Source organism: Terrabacter sp. FW104-15G4B, from assembly GCF_058790095.1.
On sequence record NZ_JBYTCI010000039.1, the window covers coordinates 1 to 25,702 of the forward strand.

Genomic DNA, 25,702 nt, shown 5'->3' on the forward strand with positions numbered 1-25,702 from the left:
GGTCGGGGTTGGGGCTGGCCATCGTGGCGGGAGTGGCCCGGGCGCACGGCGGCTCCGCCGAGGTGGCGAACGCCGAGAACGGATGCCGGTTCACGCTGTGCCTGCCCGTCGAGCGTTCGTAGCGTCTCGCACCTGGGCACGGGCGCGAGCGCCTTCGTCAGCTCTGATCGGTGGGTGCGGTGTTGTCGGTTCCTCCGAGCTGACGGAGGAACTCGTGGCACTGGTGCGCCCGCGCGGAGTCCTCCTCCATCACCCGACGGAAGAAGTCGGCGATTTCCTGCTGGTCGGCGTTCTCCGCGTCACGGACATACTGCCCGTAGTCGTGGCCCGCCTTGAGTGAGTGGTACTGAACGGAGACGAGGTCGAACGTGACGTCGTCGAAGCCAGTCTCACCGGTTGCCATCTCGGTCCCTTTCTCTGGTCGGATACATCGCACTGGTACCCGGAGGGATGCGGGTCAAACCCGACCTGTCCGGCTGCAGGCAGCGCAACTGCGGGGTTCGATGGTGGTATGCGCGTTCGACTCGTTCGCGGCCCGCGGCTGGCTGCCGCCGTAGCGTCCTTCCTGGTGCTCTCGCTTGGCTGTCTGGGGGGCTGCACCGCCGACCGCCCGTCGAGCGACCCATCGAGCTCGGGTCGAGTACCGGTCGGGGCGGGCGAGAGCACGGTGCGGGTGCTGCAGATGAACCTCTGCAACAGCGGGCGCGCCGCGTGCTACACCGGCGGGCGTGCCGTCAGCATGGCGGTGGCACTGATCCGGCGGGACCGGCCGCAGATGGTCAGCCTCAACGAGGTCTGCCGCGATGACATAGGCATCCTGAAGCAGGCGATGTCGGCAGCCTTCCCCGCCGCCACGGTCGCCTCGGCCTTCATGTCTGCGAGAGACCGCCTCACCGAGGCACCGGTTCGATGTCAGAACGGCCAGCAGTTCGGCGACGGCGTCCTGGTTCTCAGTCCGTCGCCCGCATCTGGCTTCGGCAGCTACAGCGGCGTCTATCCGGTTCAAGGCTCCCGCGACGTAGAGAAACGCGTCTGGGTGTGCATCGATCTACCCACATGGTTCTCTGCCTGCGCCACGCACACGGCCAGCGCCAACGTGACCACCGCACTCAGCCAGTGCCGGTACATGCTGAACGCGGTGGTGCCGAGCATCAGCCGCCGCCACGGCGGCGGCCCAATCATCCTCGGTGCAGATCTCAACCTCGCGGCTCGCGGTTCACCCAGCCCACAGTCATGCCTGCCGAGCGGCTACCAGCGCACGGATGACGGCGCTCTTCAGGACGTCGTGGTGGGCCCGGGAATCCGGGTGCGGTCGCACGCGGCCATCGACATGCACGGCACCACGGATCACCCCGGCCTGCTCGTCGACCTCGTGCTGTCGCGCCATTGACGGCGGGCCGACGCCGCATGCGCCGCAATCTGCCACGCAAGCCCTGTCCACCGGACCGGCCCGGCATCGGGGCTAGCCGAAGGGGGCGTTGGTCTCGCGGGGGGGCAGGCAAAGCGACCAGCGTCTCAGTCAGCCAGTCCTGGTACTCCCTCTTGCTCCAGCCACACTCGATCACGAGCGCCTCGTAGCCGGCTTGCCCGCATACGGTGTAGAGGATGTCGCCCGCACGCTCGGCGGTCAGCCCGGACCGGAGGGCACCGCGCTCCTCGAGCATTGCCCCCAGGGCGCGCAAGCCGTGCCGCCGCTCCGCCGCTATCCGCTCGCGCAGCTCGATCAGTGATTCCTCGCTGGTCGAGGCGGCGTTCAGCACCCGAAGCGGGGACCGGGCGGTCCAAGGATGAATGTCACCCGGCGGCATCGCCTGATCCGCCGCACATTGCCCCCCGGCTGGCCGGCTTCACCCCGCGGGGGCGATGCGAAAGCGCAGGTGGGCGAGGTTGTCTGGGAAGTCGTCAAGCCCGACTCGGAGGATCACTGTGACTGAGCTGCTACCCAGCTGGAAGCCTGGTTCGGCCAGGGATGCGATTGTCGACTTCGTCCAGGCAACAGTGGCCGCTGGTGTGCCGGTCCCGGAACGTGTCTCGGTGTTCGACAATGACGGGACACTCTGGTGCGAGAAGCCCATGCCGATCCAGCTGGACTTCATCTTGCGCCGCCTCGAGCAGATGGCCGAGCTCGACCCCAACCTGCGGACCCGGCAGCCATGGCGGGCGGCCTTCGAACACGACTACGGCTGGCTGTCAGCGGTCCTCGCGCAGCACTACGCCGGCAACGACACCGATGTCAGCACCTTGGCGGCCGGCGTCCTGGCGGCGTTCGCCGACATCACGGTGGAGGATTTCGAAACGCAGTCCAACACCTTCCTGCGCGGCACCACGCACCCCACCTTGGGCCGCGGATACCTCTCCTGCACCTATGGACCGATGATCGAGCTGATCAGGTACCTGGAGGTCAACGGCTTCTCCAACTACATCGCGTCCGGAGGCGGCCGCGACTTCATGAGGCCCATCAGCGACGACCTCTTCGGCATCCCGCGGGAACGCGTCATCGGCAGCAGCGCCGCGCTGGCGTTCACGCCCTCCGAGGGTGGTGGGTCCGTGACGCGGCAGGGCGCGGCCGACTACCTGGACGACGGACCGGAGAAGCCCGTCCACATCTGGACCCGCACCGGACGCCGGCCCATCATGGCGGCCGGTAACTCCAACGGAGACATCGAGATGCTCGACTTCGCTCAGCACGTCTCCAAACCGTTCCTCCGGCTGCTCCTGGTCCATGACGACCCGGAACGCGAGTTCCACTACACCGGTGGGGCCGAGAGGGCCCTGGCGAGGGCCCGGAACCAGGACTGGACGGTGGTCAGCATGCGCGACGACTGGTCCCGGGTGTTCTGACCAGTGCAGCGAAAGTCTGGACCAGACCGGAGACAGAAAAGGTCTGGTCGCGTCCTGGTCGTCGGTGGTGGCCTCGCCGGCGTCGCCTGCGCCGTCGAGCTGGGTGATGCGGGGGTCGAGGTGACCTTGGTGGACCGGAACGACTACCACCAGTTCCTGCCGCTGCTCTACCAGGTAGCCACCTCCCAGCTCCCCGCCGAGGACATCGCCCGCCCGCATCGCTCCATCTTTCGCGAGCACGCCACCGTGGAGCTCATCAACGCCGGCGTGACGAAGGCCGACCTCTCGGCACTCAGCCTGACGCTCGACGACGGCAAGACGCTGCTCGGCTCGCATCTGGTGCTGGCCGCGGGTGCGCGGCCCAACTTCTTCGGAGTTCCCGGCGCGGCTGAGCACGCCTATCCCCTGTACTCGGTGGCTGACGCCGAGCGCCTTCGCGTTCACCTGCAGCAGCTCCTGCAGGAGCGGATGGACGGCGGGGCCGCGAACGAGCCCGGCCAGCTCGATGTCGTCGTGGTCGGCGGCGGCCCGACCGGGGTCGAGACGACTGGCGCGTTGGCCGAGCTGATGCTCGCCTTGGGCGAAACTGGACGTCTGGCTCGTCCGGGGCGGATCTACCTCGTCGACCGGGGTGACGCGGTGCTGGCCCAGTTCTCGAGCAAGGCCCGTGCCTACGCCACCACCAAGTTGGGCGAGTCCGGGGCGGTGGTCAGATTGGGGCTGGGCGTAGCGGCCGTCAATCCGGATGGTGTCGTCTTCGACGACGGGACCGAGATCAGGACCCGTACCGTCATCTGGGGCGGGGGTGAGTCGGGCGCCAGCGTTGCGCAAACCGCTGGCCCGGTCCTGGGACGAGGCGGACGGATCGACGTGCTCCCCGACCTCTCGGTGGCTGGCTTCCCCAGGTGCTACGCCGTGGGCGACGTGGCCAACATCCCGGACGGCAGCGCGCCCGGTACCTCACTGCCGCAGTTGGGCTCGGTGGCGCAGCAGTCCGGGAAGTGGGCTGCCCAGAACATCGTGCGAGCGCTGAAGGGGACGTCGACGTCGCCGTTCGCCTACAAGGACAAGGGGATCATGGCGATGGTCGGTCGCAACGCGGCCGTCGCAGAGGTCGGCAGGCATCGTCACCAGGTGGAGGGTCCCCTCGCGTTCGCTGCCTGGCTCGGAGTCCACGCGATGCTCTTGAGCGGCGTGCACAGCAAGACGGACGCGTTCATCACCTGGGCGTGGGACTACTTCGACCGCGATCATGCCGCCACCATCGAGGCTTCGACGAACCCAACTCGCATGGCCTGGACCGATGACGCCGGGGACGTCCCGCACATCGTGCTGGATCGTTCGGGCGCATGAGCACCTGGAGTCCAGCCAACGGAATCCGAACCGCACACACCCCCCCGGTACATGCGAGGAGGGTCTCGCTTGTCCGGTCACCAGCATGAGCCGCTACTGATCGAGGGGCGGCGGGTGTCGGTGTCTGGTCGCCGGTTCCCGAGTTCATTGAGCCGCATCAGCGCTTGTAGGCACTGCCTGTCGTGGAGTCGCGCCGGCGAAGCGATGAGCACGAGCGCGCCCAGGTGAATCACGGATAGGGTCCCCGAACATGGACATGCTGAAGGGCGATGAGATCACCGAGGCGAAGCTGACCGACTGGCGCAAGCTGGCCCAGGGACTGCATGCCCGCTACCTGGTCGACGACTTCGGCACCGGTGCACGGTTCGTCGCCGCGGTGGGCGAGGCGGGCGACGTGCTCGGACACCACCCGGGCGTGTCGATCGGCGAAGGGTACGTCGACCTCAAGCTGGTCAGCGCCAACGCCATCTACCGCGACGACGAGGGCACGGAACACGTCGTCGAATGGGTGACCCAGCAGGACATCGACCTTGCCCGACGGATCACCGAGATCGCCGCCGACCATCAGGTCGACGCCGACCCTGCCTCGGTCAGCGTCATCGAGCTCGGCCTCGACACGGCGCACTCCGCGACCATCGCTCCGGTGTGGGCCGCCCTGCTCACCGGAAACGCCGAGGCGCAGGGCCACGGCTCCCCCAGCGACGAGATACGGGACCACACGGGACGGGTACCGAACCTGTGGTTCGGTGAGGCCGATGAGCACGAGACCGCGCGTCAGCGGTTCCACGTCGAGGTCTATGTGGCGCCCGAGGCGGCCGAGCAACGAATCGCCGCCGCCCTTGCCGCGGGTGGGGTTGTCGTCGATGACAGCGACGCGCCGTCGCTCACCGTGATCGCCGACCAGGACGGCAACACGGGAGTCCTCTGCGTCGCCGAGGCCCCTGCGACGAAGGACTGAGCGCCCGGCCCGGCTCGCCCCATGGGGATGTCCGCTATCGGCCGCGCGGCGGATGTCGTCAGACCATGCCCGGATCGGTGGCGTCCTCCGTCAAGCCCTGAACTAGACGGGGGATGCCGGACGTAACAGGGCGGCAGGGCTGCAGCGTCGTTGGAGGCTTCGAGGCTCGGCATCAGGGGCGACCGACTAGGCGGAGTGGGGATTGTGCTGCAGGACTGTGGGGGTGAGGTCGGTGGCGTTTCCGGCGTAGGCCGTCAGCCGTGCCCCTGCCGGTTGAGAATCGATCGCGTAGAACTCCTCGGTCACCCACGAGTTGCTCAGCATCCCGGTGAAGCAGGCGACCCCATGTGTCGGTAGGGACAGGGTGTCGTGCATCGTCGGGGCGTACGGCCGTATGCCGTCACGTGGCGTTGGCCCCTCGCCCGGCGACGAGCCGCTCGCGATGAAGTTGCGCACCATGGCGACCCGGCTGGCTCGGAGCAGCAAGGCAACTGCGTCAAATCCCGGAGTCGGGGGACGAAGCAGGACGCGGACGACAGCGGCTGCTTCGACGCCGGCGAGTTCCTGCTTGCCCCGCGTGGTGCCTGCATCGCCGCCGACAGCGACTTCGACGGTACGTCGTATCAGCGTGACTCGGTCGGCACGCTGGCCAACCCGACGCAGGACCAGGTGCTGCGCTCGGAGTCCTTCCGGGTCACCAGCCCGCAAACCGGCGATAGCAACTGCAGCGGCCGCCTTCCGCAAGCCGTAGCCGTGAGTTCTTCGACGCTCCGGTCGACCCTTGCGCGGTCGAGCGCGTAGTTGCTCAGATTGCCATGTCCGCGGCAGAGGCAGACCCCGTTGTCGAAGCGAGAAGCCGTCGCGCTCGACGACCAAGGTCACTCAGATCCACCCGGCCCTCATCGGCTGCGGCCGCCAAACGCGCGGCCAAGTCCAAGGCTTCGTCGAACTCAGGGCCGACGACGGCAGCTTCCTGGCCCATGTCACGAAGGATCGTGCCCTCAGTCCTTGAGGCGATCAAGGGATCAGATATCCCATCGATCCAGACCCTGGTGCGGCGGCCATCACCGCGGTCCTCTCCGGTGATTCGCTCGAGTGCAAAGATGCGATCCGCACGCGCGAACTTGCCGAAGCCCAAAGCCACCATCCGAGTGTCTGACCCCACGCGGACATCTTGACACCACCCAACCACACAAGTCTCCGTCTCGGAGACGCCACCGGCGGGAGTGTGCGGGCCTCGCAATTCTCCGATGGTTTCGATCGACTTGTACGTACACACTCGCCGCGCAGGCGGTGCGCTGCGGATGGGCGCCTCCCGCGGACGCAACCCAGGAAGGGTGCCGGGCGCAGGCAACCGAAACTGCGTCTCGGGGTTCGTCAAGATGAGAGCCTCGTCAGGGGTCCTGTAGGGATCGGCGGGTGAGTGGCACATGGACGACGATGACATGGTCCGGGCGGTGTACCAGCTGTCCTATCGGCGCCTCATGACCCAGTTCGTCGCCCTGTGCGGAAACCGGTCGGAGGCGGAGGACCTCGTGCAGGAGTCGTTCCTGACTGCGCTCACCCATGCCCGGGACTTCGCCGAGGCCCGCAACAAGGAGGCGTGGCTGCGGACCGTGGCCCTCAATCTCCTGCGTAACCGCTGGCGGCGGGCACGGGTCGCCGGGCGCGTCCTGCCGAAGTTCCGCGCCGAACTGGACATCGACCTCGGGCCGGAGGCACCCGAGGACCACATCGCGATCGTGTATGCGTTGAGCCAGCTGAGCCTGCCGGTCCGGGTGACCGTCGTGCTCTACTACATCGGCGACCGCAGCGTCGCGCAGATCGCTCAGGAGCTGTCCGTCCCCGAAGGGACGGTCAAGGCGCGCTTGGCCCGGGCCCGCGTCCAGATGGCCCGCCACCTCATCGACCAGGAGGAGGCGGACCATGTCTGATCTCAGCAGCTTCGCCCACGAGACTGAGCGGTCCATCGACCCCCCGCCCTTCGAGGCCATGATCGCGACCCGCCGGCGGGTCCGTCGCCGCCGCGCCGCCGTCACCGCCGCGACCGCGCTCGCCGCCGTCCTCGCCCTCGCGCTGGCCCTTGCCGGACTCGGGCAGCTTGGCCACAGGCAGGTCCCCACCGCGCCGACCCCGCGGCTGACCTCGGCGGACGTGCCGGCGTGGACCGCAGAAGAGATCGTGGGCCACCCGGATAGCTTCGTAGTCACCCAGGTCCAGTCCCGCGCCGACCAGCAGACCGCCCTGACGGTGTGGAAGCGCTGCGTCGAACCCCGCACCGACCATGACTGCTTCGGCCCGGAAGCCATCGCCGTCGTGGACGGCGGGGGCCACCAGTTCGTCACCCTCGGAGCGGTGACCGGCTCCAGCCAGCAACCGTCACTGGGCGACGACGGGCTGCTCCGCGAGGTCGGCGACGGCGTCTGGTACTGGGCCCACCGCAACCCCGGCCCGTACCTGCTGTCGGCGACGATGAGCCATCTGGTGCAACTGACGGTCATGGACCGCCCCGTCGCCCACAGCTTCGGGGTACCGAGCATCGAGTGCCCTGACCGGGTCGGCCTGTGCACCCTCGACCAGGACGCGAGGACGCTCGAGCGGCTCGCCGTCCCCGACGTCCCGAACACCCGCTGGGCCACCCCCACCGCCAAGGGCTGCGGCCTATGGGGCCTGGCCGGCGCAGGCGGGAACCTGCGCCTGATCATCCAGCAGCGAGACGGCTCCTTCGCCAACGCCGACATCCCGGACGACAGAGCCGCGGTCGCACCGGCCGAGGGCGGCCCCGGCTGCGAGATCGCCTACTACCAAAGCGTCCTCGTTACCAAGGACCAGCTCGTCGTCAGCCTCGACCAAGGGATGACCTGGCAGATCCGCCAGACTCCGCTGCCGCAGACGGCCGGTTACCTCGAGGAGCATCCCCGGATCAGGACGCTGATCCCGCCGCGGTGGGCGGCTCTGCCACCGATGCCACACCCGCTCCCGCCTCCACGAGCCCTTACGCCACAGCCGCTCTGACGCCGCCGGCATCATCTGGAGTTCGCCTCGGCCTCGAGCTGTCCCACGCCGGAATCGTCGGAATCGTCGGAATCCCCGCGGGCAGGGTGCGAGCGGCGAAAGGGAGTGTGCTCGCCGACGGGCTAGACGACGTCGACGTAATGAACCTCGACCGCATTGTTGCCGTAGCCGAGGCGGTTCCAGGGAGGGACGTCCGGCTGGACGTTGTCGGCGGCGTCGGTGGCTCGCGCGCGCAGTGAGTGCCGCCCCGGGGTGGCCTCCCACGTGAACGTCCAGCTCTGCCACTGGTAGGGCCCGGTCGGCTGGTCCACGTGCGCGGACTGCCACTCGCCGGCGCCGGTGAGGCCAACCTCGACGGCGGTGATCGGGCCGCTTCCGGACCAGGCCCGGCCGCGGATGGTGTAGGTGCCGGCGGGGACGGCCGCTGCGGGCGCAGGGTCGATGATGCGGGCCCGGACCCGCATGCGGGTGACTGGCTCGTGGGGACCGTCCGGCCACTCGTAGATGTAGTGACCGGTCTGGAACTCACCGCTGAAGGGCTCGGTGAGCACGTCGATGCTCTGCAGCCACTTGACCGAGGCCACCGCGAACCAGTGCGGCACGACGAGTCGGAACGGACTGCCGTGGTCCGGTCCGAGCGGCTCGCCGTTCATGTCGTAGGCAATGAGTATCTCGTTGGCGGGGTCAGCCGCGTGAGACAGGGCGAGCGACCGGACGAAGGCGAGGTGGTCCCCAGTCTCGGGCAGCACCGGCGTGAGGTGGTAGGTGCCGCTGTCGGCACCGGTGAAACGGACCTCGACGCCCTCGGCCCGAGGACGGGCCCGGGCCAGCACGTCGCTGAGCCGGGCACCCCTCCAGACCGCAGTGGAGACTGCGTAGCCGCCCCACGGCTCACCGGTGGGCAGCGGTCGGGTGTCGAGGCGGCCGTTGCCGGCGCACTCCAGGGTGACGGCGCGCTCGAGGGCAGGCAGCGCACGAAGCTCTCCCAAGGTCAGTGAGATCGGGTTCTCGACGGCCCCGCCGACGCTGAGTGTGCCGTCGTGTGCGGGCAAGGAGAAGTTGCTGCGCACGTAGTGTTGCCGCGTCGGCGTGATCTCGGAGTCGAGGGCCTGCGGCGGGGCCTCGGCGTTGTACGGCTGAGGGTTGATCATGACGAGCTGTTCGCGGGCCTGCTGGATGTCGATGTTGGTTGTCACGGAGTCCTCCTGCGGGTCGTGGACGTGCCTCGGTGCGGGGCGAGAGCTCAGTAGTCCGCGTCGCGGAAGACCGGGTCACGGTTGTCGTTGAACGCCCCGATTCCCTCGACGCGGTCGGGGTGGACCGCGGAGCGCCAGTGGGCCTCCATCATGATCCCGATCGCCTGCTCGATCGGCTCACCCTGCCCTGCTCGGACCGCGTGCTTCACGGCCTGGACCGCTGTCGGGGAGTTGCTCGCGATCTTCGCAGCGACGCTCAGCGCGGCGTCCATGAGGCCGCTCGGGTCGTGCAGCTCGTTGACCATGCCGAGACGGTGGGCCTCGGCGGCGCTGATCGGCTCGCCGGTCATGAGCATCTGCAGGGCCTTCCCGGGCGGCAGCGCGCGGGGCAGGAGAACCGGCGAGCCACCACCGGCAGCGAGTCCCAGCATCGCCTCGGGCTGTCCGAAGACGGCGTTGGTGCTGGCGATGATGAAGTCCGTGCTCTGGGCGATCTCGCAGCCGCCGCCGTAGGCGATCCCGTTGACGGCGGCAAAGACGGGCTTGCGTAGCTGACGCAGCGTGTACAGCGTGCGGTCGAAGTCCTGGCGCTGTCGCAGCCACTGCTCCTTGGTCATGTCCCGGCGCTGGCGCAGGTCGCTGCCGACGGAGAAGGCGCGGTCACCGGCACCAGTGACGAGGACGACGCGGACGGCGCTCGTCACCGCAATCGTCTCGAGCGCATCCGTCAGCAGCACTCCCATCTCCGTGGAGATGGCGTTGTCAGCATGCGGTCGGTTGAGGGTGACCACCGCAATGCGACCGTTGTCGTAATGGCTGACCAGGACGGCGGGCTCGGTGTCCTGCACACCGGAGGGTGGTCCGAAGTCGAGGGCGGCCCACCGGTTTGTGATCCTTCCCGGCTCCGAGGTCTTCTGGTCGGTCATGGCTCCTCCTCAAGTCTCCAGGTCGCCCAACCACTTCAGGGCCCGCAGTCCCGGCGCGAAGCAGTACTCACCGCCGCGGGTCGTGACGAACGACGGCAGGTGGCGCAGCCGTCGCCGGATCGGCACGTGTGGGATCGTGAAGTCGGTCGGCGTGTGTGTGCCGCCGACCAACGGGTCGCTCTCGTCAGAGGCGCCGATGAATACGCCGTCGTTGATCCACTGGGTCTTGACGAACTCGAACTGTCTCTTCAGGTGGGAGCCCGCAAAGATGAAGATGATCCCGCGGTCGACGCCGTCGTCCTCGAGGACTCCCTCCGCGAGCATCGGGCCGTAGCTGGTCCCTCGACGGATCATCCGATGCAGCCGCACGTCGACGGTGTTCTCGTCCTCGAGAGCGTCGCGGGGGTTCGCTCGGCGTGCGTGTGCGCCCGCGGGGCACTTGAAGCCGCGCAGATCGTCGCGGTAGCCGAACGAGTTGTTGCGAGCCGGGTCCGCACCGAGGTCCGGGTCGTCCGCGTCGGGCGCTAGCGCCAGAGGCGCGCCGCTCGGCCAACGACCGACCATCTTGGCCGCGAGGAGGCGCTCCTCCTCCCGGCTGCGGGCAACCTCCTTCAGGTAGCGGCGGTAGGCCGCCACGTCGGTCCGCAGCTTCCGGAACACCAGGAACGTCCCGTTGCGGCCGAGGACTTCAGGCGCCGGCATGGGCGGAAGCGATCCCGTCTCGTCGGGATAGCCGAGGATGAACTCGCCGGCCTTGATCGGCCGCCCTTGATCGTTGCGCAAGGGCAGTCCGCTTCCTTCGACGTCGGGGTTGCCGATGCCATCCTTGAACCCGAACGACGTGCGGCCCGAGGGCAGCTGGTAGCAGTCCTGCCGCCAGACCACCTCGATCGAGGGGAGGTCCACGTAGCGTTGGCGCGCACGCTCCGCCACGAGCTCGAGATCTCTCTCGTCCCTGGCAAGCACCGCGACCGCCACGTGCACAGCGTGCGTCCCGAGGGGCCACTCCCAGTGCTCCGGGCCGCTCGTCCCCACATCACCCAGATCCTGGGCTCGACGCGCCATTCCCTCGCGGAACTCGTCCGGGAAGGTGTCCAGCATCGACTGCGGCACGCCGAGCGCGGTCAGCCCGGCAGACGTGAAGGCGACAGTCACCCAGGCCGGGGTCTCGGCCTCCAGCGCATCATTCTGGGCGGCGAGCAGGGTGTGTAGGCGCCGAACCAGCTCGCGCCCCTCTACAGCGTCGTGGAGTTGGAGGAGGAGGTAGCGGCCCACGTACGGCGACGGGCGCTCACGGAGCGCTCCGGACTGGATGTCGTCGAGCTCGAGGACCGTCTCAGGCTCGACGCTCATGTCGGCTCCTCCACCGCTCGGTGCTCACGGGTGCTCACAGGTGTTCGGGTGGTGTCGGTGGGTTCGGGTTGGGTAGCGACAGGTAGGGGAAGACAGCCGACGCGGGACGGCTTGCGGCGTCCACGCCGTCGGTGATCACCGGGCCCCTGCCGCCGTTGACCCAGAAGGTGTAAAGGATGTCGATGACGTCGTCGTTGAGCGCCCGGCCGCCGCAAGTGCGCGGTGCTTCGCCCGCCATGACGGCACGCTCGATCTCGAGGAAGGAGCCCTGCTCCAGGTACGGACGCGACGGGTCGACCACGAGGTAGTCGGCCAGGACGAGCTCGGTCAGCGGGTGCACGCCGGACGCGTCGAGCGGCCACTGGACCACACCGTCCAGCCCGTCCCAGAAGGCGAGATTCGCGTGCAGCCTGGCGCGGTAGGCACCGGTATACGAGCTGCCGAGGTGGAACGCGTCCTCCATGTTGTAGAGATCCCGGATCTCCAGGTCACGGTTGACCTGGTCGAACTGCTTCGGGCCCAGGAGCAGGTTCTTGACCTCCGGCCGCCCGACCCGTTCGATGCGCACGGAGAGCGGGCCGCGGGTTCGCGTCTCCGTGACCACGGCGAGGGGACCGACGTGTCCCAACACTCTCTCGCAGTCGAGTTCGACGACAATGGCGAGGACGTTCTTCCCGTCGAGGAAGATCGACCCGGGGTCGGTGAACGAGAGTCGCCGCTCGGCGATGGTGCGTAGGCCGGCCGGCGCGTCCATGATGAACGGGTCCCAGCGCGGCCCGGCGAAGACCCGGACCACGGACCCGTCGTCGACGGAGTGTCCGGGCGTCTGGAAGGAGGTCACCTCACCGTCGGGCAAGGTGAGGCGACCCCTCTGAGTGCCGGCTTCAGCGCCGTCGTCGAACACACAGTCCAGAACCCACTCCGGCGACACCGCCGCCCCGACGCGGCGCTCGTCGGAGTTGACGTCGACCGCGCGAAGTCGGAAGCGGTAGATCAGCCCGTCTGAGAACCGCCCGTCCACAGGCGCGAACGGCAGCGTGTTCATGACCAGCACGAGCCGTCCCGGTCGCTCCGGGCTCGGAAACGCGTAGACATCAGTGATGTCTGCAATCGGGTCCGCGAGCGCGCGTGGCCCGGAAATGTGGTCTGACACGGTGTTTCCTGTCCGACTTCCGGGCGCCTTACGCGTCCGCTGCCTCGTCGAGCAACGGCTTCAGTGCCGGGTGGCTCAGCGCGGCCTCAGCATCGGGGTCGTCCAGGACCTGCTCGAAGGCGACCCTGAGGCGCTGCGCCCTGCGAAGTTCCTTGACGGTGCCCGGGTAGTTGCGGGCGTAAGCCCCTGCGGTCACTTGCGCGCCCAGGATGAAGGACTTGACCGCCGCTACGTCGGGCAGCCCGTCGTATCCCTCGGTGTGACGGAAGATCGCGTCGAACAGCTTCAGCGGCCCAGCGGACGCGAAGTCCTCCATGTAGGCATCCCATGAACCGTCGAAGCTGGTGGCGAACAGCAGCCGCGTGTCATCGTCGAACATCACGAATCTGGCCTCGTGGATATTGGCGATTGCCACCTCGTAGTCACCCGGGCGATAGCCCGGGGAGTCCATCAGCGCGGTCATTGCCTTGCGCAGCTCTTCGGCGTGACCTGGAATGACGCGGAAGAACAGGCTGAACTCGCTGGTCGTCCCCACCCGGACGCCAGGGCGGTCACTTGCCACCTCACCCACTGCGGTCATCTGGGCGCCTCCTGGTCTCGGTGGCGCACCTGAGACGCCAACAACCCTCAATCTCCCCTGGGCGTTCGCCGACCAGCATCACCCAGTTGGAGTGATACGACGGAGACGCCGGGCTGCCAGGACCGGGCCACACCAGCACCGAGTCCGCCTCCCAAGATCGAGACGACGCAGGGAAGCACCACGCGGCCGACTCGATCCTGCGGCGCACGAAGCTGCAGTCACCCGCGTAAACCCGACGCCGTTGGGGCGACGGCCTCCGGGGCGCGGTCCTTTTGCCCGCCCAGACAGAGTCCGACAGGAGAACAACACCGTCGTGACGCGACCACGAAGCCGTCAGGGCACGGACAAGGAGCCGGCCGGTCCGGCGTGAGGATCTGGAGTGACGGCGGAGCACTTCTAGCCCATCGACGATCGCCCGGATGCACGTGGCCCAGCCGTTGACGGTCGCGGCGAGGGAAGAGACAGACACAAGTCATCGGTCCCCGGATTCGCCTGAGACGCATGCCTCCGAGTTCTGAGCGGCGAGCTGCTCAGGGGACAGCAGTGCCCGTCTCCATCGTGAAGGCTCGTCGGAAGCGGTCCAGGGCCAGTTCGCTGTCCCCTGCGGCATACGCCTCGAGCCCGACCGTCCCCCGGTAACCCATCGCTGCCAGCGCCTGGGCAACCATGGGGTAGTTGATCTCTCCGGTCCCCGGCTCGCAACGGCCGGGTACGTCAGCAACCTGGATCTCACCGATCCATGGCAGGGCCCTGCGGCACAGCTCGATCAGGTTTCCCTCGCCGATCTGCGCGTGGTAGAGGTCGAGCATCAATCGCAGGGCGGGACTGTCGACGGCGGAGACCAGCGCCAGGCAGTCAGCCGCACGAGCGAAGGGGACACCGGGATGGTCGAGTTGGGTGTTGAGGTTCTCCAGGACGAACGTGACGCCTTCTCGCTCCCCGAGGTCTGCGACGCGCGCGAGGGTCTCGCGCGCGGTCAGCCACATGGCCCCCGAGATGTCGGCCTCGGCTCGCAGCGGCAGGCCTTCCCCGTCCAGGCCCGTCCCGTGCAGGTTCAGCCGCCGGACTCCGAGGCGCTTGGCCACCTCGGCCGACCGCGCCGCCGTGGCAAGGAGCTCCTCAGCTCCCTGACGATCGCCGAGCCGGCCGCGAAGGTAGCCGGTCATGGAGGAGAACACGACTCCCTCATCGCGCAGGGCCGCGAGGGCGTCGTGGTCAAGGCGTGACCAGTCCCAGATCTCGACCTGGAAGCCCAGTTCGTGGATGCGCCGGATCCGCTCGGCGACGGGCAGCTGCAGGAACACCATCTCTGCGCTGACGGCAAGTGTGAAGGGGCTCGAGGTCAGCGCATTCATGGCACGGTCACCCCCGTCTTCACCGTCCACCATCTCAGGCGTAGAAGGCCGGCTTGGCGATCATCTCGACCCTGACGACGCCGTCGTCGGTGAGCGCCTTGACGCCGGCGTCGCAGACGCACGCCGCGGCATACCCGTCCCACGAGGTCGAGCCGGTGTGCTCGCCGACCGCTACGGCGCTGATCCACTCCTGCACCTCGGTGACGAAGGCGCCTCGGAAGCGGTCGTTGTGGTCGCGCGCGATGGAGTTGCGCACCCCGGCGCCGTCGCGCACGACGATGGCGTTCTGGTCGCCCAGGCTGACCGTGCCCTTCTCGGCGACGGCCTCGCAGCGGATGTCGTAGCCGAACTGGCAGTTGACGAAGATCTCGTCGTCGACGCGCACCCCCGACTCGGTCTCGAGGATCAGCACCAGCGGATCCTGCAGGTGCTCGAAGCGCAGCGACGTCTTCTTCGGCTTGTCGACGCGGGCCGTGACGAACTCCTCCCCCAGCAGCCACCGCATCGTGTCGACCTCGTGGATCGCGGTGTCGTTGATGGCCATGTCCCACGTGTAGTGCTCGGGGACGGTCGGGTTGCGGTGCGCACAGTGGACCATGAGGGTCTCGCCGAGGTCACCGGAGTCGAGCAGCGCCTTCATCTCCCGGTAGCTGCGGTCGAAGCGCCGCATGAACCCGACTGTCACGAGACGCCGCCCGGCCTGCTGCTCCGCCTCCATGATCCGCAGCGCAGCCGCCGCCGTCGGCGTCAGCGGCTTCTCGCAGAAGACCGGCTTGCCCGCCCCGATGGCCGCGAGCACGTCCACTTCGTGCGCGGGGCCGTAGCTGCAGACCATGACAGCGTCGACCTCGTCGGCCGTGATGAGGTCGGCCGACGACGGGTATGCCGTCCCGCCGATCCGCTCGGCCACCTCCTTCGCGCGCACCTCGTCGACGTCGGAGACGGCCACGACCCGCCCTCCCGCGATGACGGTGCGGATGCGGTCGATGTGGGCCTGACCCATCCCGCCCGGGCCGATCATGCCGATGCGTACGGTCATGGGGATGACTCCTTTGTCAAGAGGGCAGAGGCCTCAGTGGAGGCCGAGGCCGATGGAGGCGAGGTACTCGCGGGTCTGGATGGCGTTGGGAAGCGGGTAGGACGGATCGCAGGGGTACATGTCCTGCTCGCAGACGACGTAGAGCTCCTTGTCGAGGTCCGCGAGGGCCTCGACGAAGGACGGCATGTCGGGGGCGCCGGCGGGCGGGGCGACCGAGCAGCCCTTGGCGACGGCCAGCCCGAAGGGCCAATCCCCCTCATGAGCTTGCTTCACGAGGTTCTCGTCCATCGCCTTGATGTGGACGTAGGAGATCCGCTCGGGGTACCTCCGGCACAGCTCCATCGGATCGCCGCCGCCATAGACGATGTGGCCCGTGTCGAGGCAGAAGCCGACGTAGTCGGGATCGGTGGCCGAGAAGACGCGATCGATGTCCTCCGGGGTCTCGATGTGGCTGTCGCCGTGCGGGTGCAGCACCATCTGGAGGCCGTAGTCCTCCTTCATGATGCGGCCGAGCCGGTCGGCGTTGGAGATGTAGGTGTTCCACGCCTCCGCCTCGAGCACGCGGTCGTCCGTGTAGTCCCACGTCTTCTCGTCGCGGAACATCGGGGGCAGGTGCACGATGTACTTCGCGCCGACGGCGGCGTGCGTCTCGGCGATCTCGCGGAACGTCTTCTCCGTGTCGGCCCAGGCCTCCGGCTTGTGCAGGATGCCCCAGCCGGTGCCGGCGACGACGGTGAAGCCGCGCTTGTCCATCTCCTCCTGCAGGCGCTTCGGGTCCTTGGGGAAGTAGCCGAAGGGCCCTGTCTCCATCACGGAGAAGCCTGCCTCGGCCATCTCGTCGAGCGCAGTGTCCCAGTGGATCTGCTTTTCGTCCTCGGGGAACCACACGCCCCACTGGTCAGGGCAGACACCGATCGTCAGCTTGCTGTAGCGCTCGTCGGTGTTGCGGGCCTTGGACTCGGCCATCGTCGGTCGTTCCTCTCGAAAAGTGTCTGCGGGTCAGTCGTTCTGGGGGAAGCCGAGGTTGAGGCCGCCGTGGCTCGGGTCGAGCCAGCGCGAGGTGACGACCTTGCCTCGGGTGAAGAAGTGGACGCCCTCCATGCCGTGTGCGTGCGTGTCGCCGAAGAGTGAGTTCTTCCAGCCGCCGAACGAGTAGTACGAAACGGGCACGGGAATCGGCACGTTGACGCCGACCATGCCGACCTCGACGTTGCGCTGGAACTTGCGGGCGGCGCCGCCGTCGTTGGTGAAGATGGCCGTGCCGTTGCCGTAGGGGTTGCTGTTGATGAGCTGGAGACCCTCGTCGTAGGAGTGCACACGGACAACCGACAGCACCGGCCCGAAGATCTCGTCGTCGTAGACCGACATGCCCGGCTTCACGTTGTCGAAGAGGGTCGGCGCCAGGAAGTAGCCCTCGCCGTCCGAGTCGTAGGAGTCCTGCCGCCCGTCGACGACGAGCGTGGCCCCCTCCGAAACGCCGGCGTCGAGGTAGGACGTCACCTTGTCGCGGTGCTGCGAGGTGACGAGCGGCCCCATGTCGCAGCCGCGCGTGCCGTCCCCGGTGACGAGCTTGCCCATCCGGTCCTTGATCTTCGAGATGAGCTCGTCGGCGATCGGCTCGACCGCGACGAGGGCCGAGATGGCCATGCACCGCTCCCCCGCCGAGCCGAAGCCGGCGTTGACGGCGGCGTCCGCGGCGAGGTCGAGGTCGGCGTCCGGGAGGACGAGCATGTGGTTCTTCGCGCCGCCGAGCGCCTGGACGCGCTTGCCCTGCGCCGTGCCGGTCTCGTAGACGTACTTGGCGATGGGCGTGGAGCCGACGAAGGAGACCGACTTGACGTCGGGGTGGGTCAACAAGGCGTCCACCGCCTCCTTGTCGCCGTTGACGACCTGCATGACGCCGTCCGGGAGCCCGGCCTCCTTCCAGAGCGCCGCAATGGCAAGCGCCGCGGACGGGTCCTTCTCGGACGGCTTGAGCACGACGGCGTTGCCGCAACCGGGATGAACCACATCGGTACCATCGCCGGGAAGTTGAAGGGCGAGATCACCGCGACGACCCCGAGCGGCTGTCGGATCGAGTAGACGTCGACGTTCGTCGACGCGTTCTCGGAGAAGCCGCCACGCAGGAGGGTCGGTATCCCGCAGGCGAATTCGGCGACCTCCAGGCCACGAGTCACTTCACCCAGGGCGTCGCTCAGGACCTTGCCGTGCTCGGCGGTGATGAGGGCGGCGATGTCCTTCTTGTGCTCGTTGAGCAGCTCACGAAAGGCGAAGAGCACCGCTGTGCGCTTGGCGAGCGAGGCGTCGGCCCACTCCTCCCACGCCGACGCGGCGGACTTCACGACCTCGTCGACGAGCGAGGCCGACGCCAGGTCGAGCATGCCGGACTGCTCGCCCGTCGCGGGGTTGAAGACGGGCGAGGTGCGCTCGGCGGTGCCGGTCCACGGCTGTCCGTCGATGAGATGCGTGATTCGGGTGGGCGTGCTCATGGTGGTGTCCTTCGGGTTCAGAGCAACAACGGAGAGGGCGTATGCCGGGTGGCCGGCGAAGGGATCCGCTGGGATCCGGAGCGCTCAGGGAGCGACGAGCGTGGGAGGTGTCGACCACTTGTCGAGGTAGGAGTGGATGGTGTCGCGCATGTAGGTGCTCGACTCGCGCGCGCGGTCCTCCCAGGCGAAGACGCAGGAGGTGACGATGCCGTCGAAGCCGATGCGCTCGAGGCCGGCGAAGAACTGGCCGAAGTCCACCTCGCCCTGGCCGATGTCGAGGTGCTGGTGCACCGTGACCTGCGAGCCGGGCGGGTTGACGATGTAGCGCAGCCCCGAAGATGCGGTGTGGTCGTAGGCATCGGCGACGTGGACCATGGTCAGCAGGTCGCCCGCCTTGTCCATGATCCCGTCGCAGTCGTTGCCCTGATGAAAGGTGTGCGGCGTGCAGTAGAGGAACGAGACGTTGGGGCTGTTGATGCCGCGGATGATGTCGACCGCTCGCTTTCCGTCCTCCTCCCAGTCGTCGGGGTGCGGCTCGAGAACCAGCCGGATGCCCTCCTTCTCGAAGAGGGGTAGGAGGTCGTCCATCGACTGCCAGAACATCCGCTCGCAGACGGCCGCCTGACGGGGGTTGCCGTTGAGCTCGGAGTTCATCGTGTCGACGCCGAGGTCGCTCGCGATCTGGATGGCGCGGGTCCAGTAGCGCACGGCCGCCTGTCGGTCGTTCTCGTCGGGGCCCGACCACTTGAAGAGCGGCAGAATCGAGGAGACCCCGACGCCTGCCGCAGCCAGCGCCTTGCGGAAGGCGGAGACGCCGGCGTCATCAACGCGGGGGTGGATGAAGAACGGGATGAAGTCGTCGCGCGGCGACAGTTCGATCCACTCGTAGCCGAGTTCGGCCACGACAGAGGGCAGCTCGAGCAGTGGCGTCTCCCGGAACATGTACGGGTCGAGGGCGAGCTTCATGGCAGCGACTCCAAGGTGGTCGGGCTGCTTGCCGGAGCGGCGGAGGTTGCGGGGGTGATGAGCGGACGCTGGGTGGCCTTCTGCTCGACGTAGTGGTCGTATGCCGTCCGCGTCGTGTCGAGGTCGCTGACCTCCGCGACCGGCACGTCCCACCACGAGGCGCTGTCGGGCGCGTGGACGAGCGGGTCGGTCTCCACGTGGATGACCAGGGGGCCGCCGTCCGGCGGCCACGCCTTGGCCTCCTTGATGGCCCGGTGCAGGTCGTCGAGCGAGTGCACCTCGATGACGTGCGCGCCGAGGGAGCGAGCGTTGGCGGCGAGGTCGACCGGCAGCACGTCACCGTCGAGACGCCGTGACGACTCACCGCGGAACCGGTAGGAGGTGCCGAAGCGCTGGGAACCCAGCGACTCCGACAGCGAGCCGATCGAGTGGAAGCCGTGGTTCTGCACGAGCACGACGATCACCTTGATGCGCTCCTGCACGGCGGTGACGAGCTCCGTTGGCATCATGAGGTATCCGCCGTCGCCGACCATGGCGAAGACGTCGCGCGACTCGTCGGCGAGGCGGATGCCGATCGACGCCGGGACCTCGTAACCCATGCATGAGTAGCCGTACTCCACGTGGTAGGCCTTCCGGTCGCGCACCCGCCACAGCTTGTGCAGGTCTCCGGGCATCGAGCCCGCCGCGCAGAGCACGACGTCGCGCGGGTCGGTCAGCTCGTTGACGGCACCGATGACCTGTGCCTGCGTCAGCAACCCCTCGGCCAGACGGTCCGTCACCTCGGAGGACGGGTGGTAGGCCGCCTCGACCGCGGCGTCCCACTGCGCCCACAGCGCGGCCTGGCGGTCCCGGTAGGCGTCGTCGACGGCGTACCCCTCGAGCGCGTCGGCCAGCGCGGTCAGCGCCTCACTGGCGTCGGCCACGACCGCCAGGCCGGCGTGCTTGCCGGCGTCGAACCGGGCGACGTTGACGTTGACGAACCGAACTCCGCTGTCCTGGAAAGCGGTTCGTGAGGCGGTGGTGAAGTCGCTCCAGCGGGTGCCGATGCCGATGACGACGTCGGCCTCGGCGGCGAGCGCGTTCGCGGCTGTCGTCCCGGTGGAGCCGACCGCGCCCACCAGCTGTGGGTGACCGTGCGGTAGCGAACCCTTGCCGGCCTGCGTCTCGGACACGGGGATCCCGGTCCGTTCGCACAGCCGTCGCAGCGCCTCCTCGGCGCCGGAGTAGTGCACCCCGCCACCGGCCAGGACGAGCGGCCGCTGCGCCGAGCGGATGATGTCCGCGGCGTCGGCGATGTCGACGGCCTCGGGCAGCGGTCGGGCCACCCGCCACACGCGCGGCGCGAAGAGCTCTACCGGCCAGTCGTGGGCCTCGGCCTGCACGTCCTGCGGCAGCGCGAGCGTCACCGCGCCGGTCTCGACCGGGTCGGTGAGCACCCGCATCGCCCCCAGCAGCGCCGACGGCAGCTGCTCCGGGCGGCTGACCCTGTCGAAGAAGCGCGACAGCGGGCGGAAGGCGTCGTTGACCGTCACGTCGGCGGCATACGGCGCCTCGAGCTCCTGCAGCACCGGGGAGCTGACCCGCGTCGCGAAGGTGCCGGACGGCAGGAGCAGCACCGGGATCCGGTTGATCGTCGCGAGGGCGGCGCCGGTCAGCATGTTCGTCGAGCCGGGACCGACGGAGGCCGTGCACGCCCACGTCTGGAGGCGGTCCTTCTGCCGGGCGTACGCGACGGCGGTGTGGACCATCGCCTGCTCGTTGCGGGCCAGCACGTACGGCAGGTGGTCCTCGCCGTCAGCGAGCTCGTTCTGCAGCAGCGCCTGCCCGATCCCGGCGACGTTGCCATGGCCGAAGATGCCGAAGCACCCGGCGAAGAGCTTCTGCCGCTCGCCGTCCCGCTCGCTCCACTGGTTGGCCAGGAAGCGCACCACGGCCTGGGCCACGGTCAGCCGGATCGTGTCACTCCTCATCGAGGGCCTCCGAACGGGAGTCGGGCGTCGACCGGCTGGCCGGACCACGTGTCGCGGACCCAGCCATGGGCTGGGTCGTCGCAGATCAGCCAGGCCCTTGTCGTGCCGGGGCCGGCCATGACGTTGAGGTAGTAGAGGTCGTAGCCCGGCGCAGCCATCGCCGGGCCGTGCCACCCGTGCGGCACGAGCACGACATCACCCGACCGGACCTCGGCAAGAACGTCGATCGGCCTGTGCTCGGTGCCATAGACGCGCTGGTAGCCGATCGGGTCCGTGGCTTCGGCCTCAGGGGAGCCCATCTCGGGGGCCACGTCAAAGAAATAGATCTCCTCGAGCTGCGTCTCCTGACCCGGGCGCTCCTCGTCGTGTTTGTGGGGCGGCCACGAGCTCCAGTTGCCGGCCGGGGTCACCACCTCACAGGCGATGATCGAGTCGGCGTCCAGCACCCCGGGGATGCCGAAGTTGCGGACCTCCCGCGATGCGATGCCGGCGCCCCGCAGCTCGACCGGCACTTCGTCGGCCGCGACGTGGCGGAAGGGGAAGCGGGCCTCGGCCGTGTCGGTCACGGCGAAGCAGACGGCGACGCGCGCGTCCCCGACGGCCGTGACCGTGAGAGACGAACCGGCCGGCACGTAGGCGACGTCGGTCGGCCCGGAGAACACGGTGGCTCGCCCGGCGAGTTTCGCCTCGAAGGCCCCCGCCGTACCGTCCACGGTGACGACGACCGAGCCGGACAGCGGCACGACGATGTGCTCACGAGGGGCCGCCGCGAGCCGGCGCACGTCCCCGTCGGCGAGGCGGCCGGCATACAGCCCCGTGTGCTCCCAGCCTGACGCGTCGGGTTCGACGACGACGTCCCAGCCGTCCCGGGCGGCGCTGCCCAAGGGCCGGTGCCACGTCATGCGACACCCCGGCCGTGGACGAGCCCGGCGGCGATGTCGACGGCCGCGGCGACGTCGCCGTCGGGTGGGAAGAGCAACGCTCGTCCGACGACGAGGCCGCGGACGGCGGGCAGGTCGAGCGCCCGGCCCCACGACGCATACGTGTCGTGCGGGTCACCCTGCGGATCACCGCCGAGCAGCAGCGTCGGCAGCGTCGTGGCGTCCATGACGCGATCGAGCTCGTCGACGACGGGCAGCTTGAGCCACGTGTAGGCGCTCGAGGCGCCGAGCCCCGCGGCGATGTGGATCGACTTGATGGTGGAGTCGGGGTCGAGCTGGTTGACGAGCCGGTCGCCCTCGCGCGTGGAGAGGAAGGGCTCGACCATCGCCATGAGCCGACGCTCGGCAAGCTGCGTGACGGCGCTGGCGCTCGCCTCGAGGGTGGCCACCGTGCCGGGGTCGTCGAGGCAGATCCGGGTCAGCATCTTGCCGCCGTCGAGGCCGCGCGCGGCGATCTCGGCCGCGGTGTAGGCGGTGAAGCGGTCGTCGAGCTCGAAACTGGCGCCCTGCAGGCCGCCGCGGTTCATCGAGCCGATGGCGACCTTGCCGTCGAGGGCGCCGAGCAGGAGCAGGTCGTCGAGGACGTCGGGGGTGCCGAGCACGCCATCGACCCCGGGCCGCTCCAGCGCGGTGACGAGGCGCTCGAGCAGGTCGCTGCGGCTCGCCATGGCGGCGCCGGCCCCGCGGACGCCGAGCGCACCGCGCGCCGGGTGGTCAGCGGCGACGAGGAGCATCCGGCCGTCCTCGCGGACGAGGGGGCGACGGCGACGCGCCGCCCACGCTGCGGCGATGCGCCCGGGCTCACGCACCCGGATCTCCGTCAGGTCGGCGACCCGAACCCCCGCGGTGGACGGCGCGGGCTCGTGCTGGGTGGTGGTCATCGTGTCTCCTCGGCGACGGTGGCGAACGGTGAGACCGCCCGGTCTACGGCGGCCAGGCGCTCCTCGACCTCGGCGGAGGTCGGCATCGCGGTGGAGCACTCGAGCCTGCTCGCGACGATCGCACCTGCGACGTTGGCGAACTGAAGGACGCGCCGCAGGTCCCAGCCCTCGAGCAGGCCGTGGCACAGGGCGCCGCCGAACGCGTCGCCGGCACCCAGGCCGTTGACGACCTCGACCGGGAAGGGCGGCACCTCGACGCGCTCGTCTCGGGTCGCGGCCAGCACGCCCTTGGGGCCCTGCTTGACGACGGCGAGCTCGACGCCGCGCTCGAGCAGCGCGTCGGCCGCCCGCTGGGGGTCGGCCTCGCCGACCGCGACCTCACACTCCTCGCGGTTGCCGACGGCGACGGTCACGTGCTCGAGCGCGCGGCCGACCTGCTCGCTGGCCTGAGCCGGGTCGGCCCAGAACATCGGGCGGTAGTCGAGGTCGAGCACGGTGTGGGTGCGGCGGCCGCGGGCTTCCCAGGCCCGGAAGTGCGCGGCCCGGCTCGGCTCCTGCGACAGCCCCGTCACCGTCGACCAGTAGACGCCGGCGTCGCGGATCCCCTCCAGCGGCAGCTCGTCGGGCTCGATCATCAGGTCCGGCGCGATCGGGTAGCGGTAGAAGTACAGCGGGAAGTCGTCCGGCGGAAAGACCTCGCAGAAGGTGACCGGGGTCGGTGGCCCGTCGACGGCCGAGACGAACGCGTCGTCGACGCCGAAGTCTCGCAGCGCCTCGTGGATGTAGCGGCCGAAGGCGTCCTGCCCGGTCCGCGTGATGAGCGCGACCCGGTGGCCGTGGCGGGCCGCCGCGACGGCGACGTTGGTGGCGCTGCCCCCGAGAAACTTCTCGAAGGTGCGCACCTTCTCCAGGCCGACGCCGTGCTGCAGCGGGTAGATGTCCACGCCCGTGCGGCCGATCGCCACGACGTCATGGGCACGATCGTGTGCCGTGTCGCCAGGCGCGGTGCTGGGGCTGCTCAAGGTGACCGCCTCCCTCACGGGTTCGGGATCTCGTCGAGGGAGACGACGCGGCCCTCGCGGCGTGAGAGCTCGCACGCCTCGGCGACGCGGAAGGCCTGGAGTGCATCGTCGACCGTGCACGGCGACGCCAGCGTCCCGCGGGCGACGGCGGCGAAGGCCGTCAGCTCGGCACGGTAGGCGGGCAGGAAGCGCTCCATGAAGGACCAGTGGCGTGGCCCCACTGGATAGGTGGCGCCGGGCTCGGCAGAGGTGACGGCGAGGGAGTCGTCGTAGCCCACGCCGATCGTGCCGTCGCTGCCGAGGACCTCCATGCGCACATCGTGGCCCCCGCCGTTGTAGCGCGTCGCGGAGAGGTTGACGAGCGTGTCGTCGTCGAGCGTGAGGACGGCCGCGGCGGTGTCGACGTCGCCGGCCTCGGTGAAGAACGCGGCGCCCTTGTTGGCACCGGTCGCGTAGACCGAGGCGACCTCTCGGCCGGTGACGAAGCGGATGATGTCGAAGTCGTGGATCGAGCAGTCGCGGAAGAGGCCACCGCTCGTCGGGATGTAAGCGGCGTGGGGCGGCGCCTGGTCATGCGTCTGGGCCCGAATGCTGTGGAGAAAGCCCAGCTCGCCGCCGGCCACGGCCTGTTGGGCGCGCTGGTAGCCACGGTCGAAGCGTCGCTGGAAGCCGACGTGGACGGGCGTGCTCGTCGTCCGGACGAGACGGGCGAGGTCCAGCGTCTCGCCGAGCGTGGCGGCCACCGGCTTCTCGCAGAAGATCGGCACGCCGGTCTCGAGACCGAGCCGGATGAGGGGCGCGTGTCCTGGTGTCGCCGTGGTGATGACGAAGGCGTCGACGCCCTGGGCGAGCAGCTCGGCCGGCGAGGCGGCGAAGCCGACCTCGAGCTTGTCGGCGACGGCGCGGGCGGCGTCGGCGTCAAGGTCGGCGACGACGACCTCGTCGACGTCGGACAGGTCGCGGAGGGTCTCGGCGTGGAACGCCCCGATGCGGCCGACTCCGGCCAGTCCGATGCGCATCTGCACACTCCCTTGGGTGATGGTGGGGCGAGTCGAGGGGACGGTCGCCACGGGTTCTGGGCGACGAGCCGCTCGGCCGTCCGCCCTCCCCAACGATGGTCACGCGGCACGGTGGCACCTGTCAAGCAAATGTAAGAACATTCTGATGTTTGCTCAATTGCTTGACAGTCCATTGGAACAGAGGCATTCTCCAATTGCTGGCACCGACGCCGGAACCGGCAGGCATCGACCCGATGTCCGCCCACGACGTAGGAACCGGTGCGGGTACCGGTGACCACCCTGTTGCCGGGCTCGCCGAGACCCGCGCACACTTCGGGCGACGACCTCGCCTCACACCGTCCATTCGGACGCGACGCAGTCAGACCTTCGCAACCGCACCTGACATTCATGGCGCGGCGGCCGAACTGGCCCAAATCCCCTCCGGCCCGCGCCCATCACGTGCCCGGCGGCACACGGCATACGGGCATCACCCTGGTGAACGGAATTTCCGTCACAGCACGTCGCGCCACTCGGCGACCGGGCCACCGCGACGCTACGAAAGGAATCAACGATGACTCCGACTCGGACCCGAAAGAGCTTGACCGTCGCAGCCTGCCTCGCCACTGCCGCCGCGATGGCCCTCGGGGCCTGCAGCAGCGGCGGCAG

23 protein-coding genes and 1 pseudogene are annotated in these 25,702 nt (G+C 69.0%); 6 read left to right on the forward strand and 18 right to left on the reverse strand.

Annotated features, from left to right (window positions below; all coding sequences use genetic code 11):
- Positions 1-157: 157 nt before the first annotated feature.
- A complete protein-coding gene (locus AC3WRT_RS18990) occupies positions 158-403 on the reverse strand; it encodes an acyl carrier protein (protein ID WP_492724701.1) in 246 nt (81 codons plus the stop codon).
- A gap of 108 nt (positions 404-511) precedes the next feature.
- Between AC3WRT_RS18990 and AC3WRT_RS18995 the strand changes: the two genes are divergently transcribed.
- The 4 genes from AC3WRT_RS18995 to AC3WRT_RS19010 all read left to right on the forward strand — a co-directional run bounded on the left by AC3WRT_RS18995 (position 512) and on the right by AC3WRT_RS19010 (position 5,152).
- Positions 512-1,390, forward strand: coding sequence for a hypothetical protein (locus tag AC3WRT_RS18995; RefSeq protein WP_492724703.1), 879 nt, complete (start codon positions 512-514; stop codon positions 1,388-1,390).
- 683 nt (positions 1,391-2,073) lie between these two features.
- A complete protein-coding gene (locus tag AC3WRT_RS19000; protein ID WP_492724704.1) occupies positions 2,074-2,841 on the forward strand; it encodes an HAD family hydrolase in 768 nt (255 codons plus the stop codon).
- A 3-nt stretch (positions 2,842-2,844) separates the two neighbouring features.
- Positions 2,845-4,194, forward strand: a complete 1,350-nt coding sequence (locus AC3WRT_RS19005) for an NAD(P)/FAD-dependent oxidoreductase (protein ID WP_492724706.1) — start codon at positions 2,845-2,847, stop codon at positions 4,192-4,194.
- A 250-nt stretch (positions 4,195-4,444) separates the two neighbouring features.
- Positions 4,445-5,152 carry a VOC family protein gene (locus AC3WRT_RS19010; RefSeq protein ID WP_492724708.1) on the forward strand — a complete coding sequence of 236 codons (708 nt, stop codon included), beginning with the start codon at positions 4,445-4,447 and terminating at the stop codon, positions 5,150-5,152.
- Positions 5,153-5,338: 186 nt separating this feature from the next.
- On the opposite strand, the gene AC3WRT_RS19015 is transcribed toward AC3WRT_RS19010, so the two are convergent.
- Both AC3WRT_RS19015 and AC3WRT_RS19020 read right to left on the reverse strand, forming a co-directional pair.
- Positions 5,339-5,638: a hypothetical protein gene (locus AC3WRT_RS19015; RefSeq protein ID WP_492724710.1), complete on the reverse strand. Its 300-nt coding sequence runs from the start codon at positions 5,636-5,638 to the stop codon at positions 5,339-5,341.
- 319 nt (positions 5,639-5,957) lie between these two features.
- A complete protein-coding gene (locus AC3WRT_RS19020) occupies positions 5,958-6,296 on the reverse strand; it encodes a hypothetical protein (RefSeq protein ID WP_492724712.1) in 339 nt (112 codons plus the stop codon).
- Between the two features lie 286 nt (positions 6,297-6,582).
- Here AC3WRT_RS19020 and AC3WRT_RS19025 point away from each other — a divergent pair, with 286 nt between their 5' ends.
- Together AC3WRT_RS19025 and AC3WRT_RS19030 are read left to right on the forward strand one after the other, a co-directional pair.
- Positions 6,583-7,086, forward strand: coding sequence for an RNA polymerase sigma factor (locus AC3WRT_RS19025; RefSeq protein ID WP_492724713.1), 504 nt, complete (start codon positions 6,583-6,585; stop codon positions 7,084-7,086).
- The gene (locus AC3WRT_RS19030; protein ID WP_492724716.1) at positions 7,079-8,167 is read left to right on the forward strand and encodes a hypothetical protein; all 1,089 of its coding nucleotides are present in this window, start codon (positions 7,079-7,081) and stop codon (positions 8,165-8,167) included. The genes AC3WRT_RS19025 and AC3WRT_RS19030 overlap by 8 nt, the downstream gene beginning before the upstream one ends.
- 122 nt (positions 8,168-8,289) lie before the next feature.
- On the opposite strand, the gene AC3WRT_RS19035 is transcribed toward AC3WRT_RS19030, so the two are convergent.
- The 15 genes and pseudogenes from AC3WRT_RS19035 to AC3WRT_RS19105 form a co-directional block, all read right to left on the reverse strand.
- Entirely contained in the window at positions 8,290-9,363 is a 1,074-nt protein-coding gene (locus AC3WRT_RS19035; RefSeq protein WP_492724717.1) for a sulfite oxidase, read from the reverse strand.
- A gap of 47 nt (positions 9,364-9,410) precedes the next feature.
- Positions 9,411-10,289: an enoyl-CoA hydratase/isomerase family protein gene (locus AC3WRT_RS19040; RefSeq protein WP_492724719.1), complete on the reverse strand. Its 879-nt coding sequence runs from the start codon at positions 10,287-10,289 to the stop codon at positions 9,411-9,413.
- Positions 10,290-10,298: 9 nt separating this feature from the next.
- A complete protein-coding gene (locus AC3WRT_RS19045; protein WP_492724721.1) occupies positions 10,299-11,642 on the reverse strand; it encodes a Dyp-type peroxidase in 1,344 nt (447 codons plus the stop codon).
- Positions 11,643-11,676: 34 nt separating this feature from the next.
- Positions 11,677-12,795, reverse strand: coding sequence for a DUF4331 family protein (locus AC3WRT_RS19050; protein WP_492724722.1), 1,119 nt, complete (start codon positions 12,793-12,795; stop codon positions 11,677-11,679).
- 28 nt (positions 12,796-12,823) lie between these two features.
- A complete protein-coding gene (locus AC3WRT_RS19055) occupies positions 12,824-13,375 on the reverse strand; it encodes a hypothetical protein (RefSeq protein ID WP_492724724.1) in 552 nt (183 codons plus the stop codon).
- Between the two features lie 530 nt (positions 13,376-13,905).
- Positions 13,906-14,730 carry a TIM barrel protein gene (locus AC3WRT_RS19060; protein WP_492724726.1) on the reverse strand — a complete coding sequence of 275 codons (825 nt, stop codon included), beginning with the start codon at positions 14,728-14,730 and terminating at the stop codon, positions 13,906-13,908.
- Between the two features lie 34 nt (positions 14,731-14,764).
- Positions 14,765-15,769: a Gfo/Idh/MocA family protein gene (locus AC3WRT_RS19065; protein WP_492724728.1), complete on the reverse strand. Its 1,005-nt coding sequence runs from the start codon at positions 15,767-15,769 to the stop codon at positions 14,765-14,767.
- Positions 15,770-15,802: 33 nt separating this feature from the next.
- A complete protein-coding gene (locus tag AC3WRT_RS19070; protein WP_492724730.1) occupies positions 15,803-16,735 on the reverse strand; it encodes a TIM barrel protein in 933 nt (310 codons plus the stop codon).
- 33 nt (positions 16,736-16,768) lie between these two features.
- Positions 16,769-18,258 (reverse strand): annotated as a pseudogene (locus AC3WRT_RS19075) (CoA-acylating methylmalonate-semialdehyde dehydrogenase).
- Between the two features lie 84 nt (positions 18,259-18,342).
- Positions 18,343-19,224 carry a sugar phosphate isomerase/epimerase family protein gene (locus AC3WRT_RS19080; protein ID WP_492724732.1) on the reverse strand — a complete coding sequence of 294 codons (882 nt, stop codon included), beginning with the start codon at positions 19,222-19,224 and terminating at the stop codon, positions 18,343-18,345.
- A complete protein-coding gene (gene iolD / locus AC3WRT_RS19085; RefSeq protein ID WP_492724734.1) occupies positions 19,221-21,194 on the reverse strand; it encodes a 3D-(3,5/4)-trihydroxycyclohexane-1,2-dione acylhydrolase (decyclizing) in 1,974 nt (657 codons plus the stop codon). Before iolD ends, AC3WRT_RS19080 begins: the two co-directional genes overlap by 4 nt.
- Positions 21,191-22,096 (reverse strand): 5-deoxy-glucuronate isomerase, encoded by a 906-nt coding sequence (gene iolB, locus AC3WRT_RS19090; RefSeq protein ID WP_492724736.1) that lies wholly within the window; start codon positions 22,094-22,096, stop codon positions 21,191-21,193. The genes iolD and iolB overlap by 4 nt, the downstream gene beginning before the upstream one ends.
- Entirely contained in the window at positions 22,093-23,016 is a 924-nt protein-coding gene (locus AC3WRT_RS19095) for a Cgl0159 family (beta/alpha)8-fold protein (protein WP_492724738.1), read from the reverse strand. The genes iolB and AC3WRT_RS19095 overlap by 4 nt, the downstream gene beginning before the upstream one ends.
- A complete protein-coding gene (gene iolC, locus AC3WRT_RS19100; RefSeq protein WP_492724740.1) occupies positions 23,013-24,038 on the reverse strand; it encodes a 5-dehydro-2-deoxygluconokinase in 1,026 nt (341 codons plus the stop codon). The genes AC3WRT_RS19095 and iolC overlap by 4 nt, the downstream gene beginning before the upstream one ends.
- A 14-nt stretch (positions 24,039-24,052) precedes the next feature.
- Positions 24,053-25,057, reverse strand: coding sequence for a Gfo/Idh/MocA family protein (locus AC3WRT_RS19105; protein ID WP_492724742.1), 1,005 nt, complete (start codon positions 25,055-25,057; stop codon positions 24,053-24,055).
- Positions 25,058-25,702 lie beyond the last annotated feature (645 nt).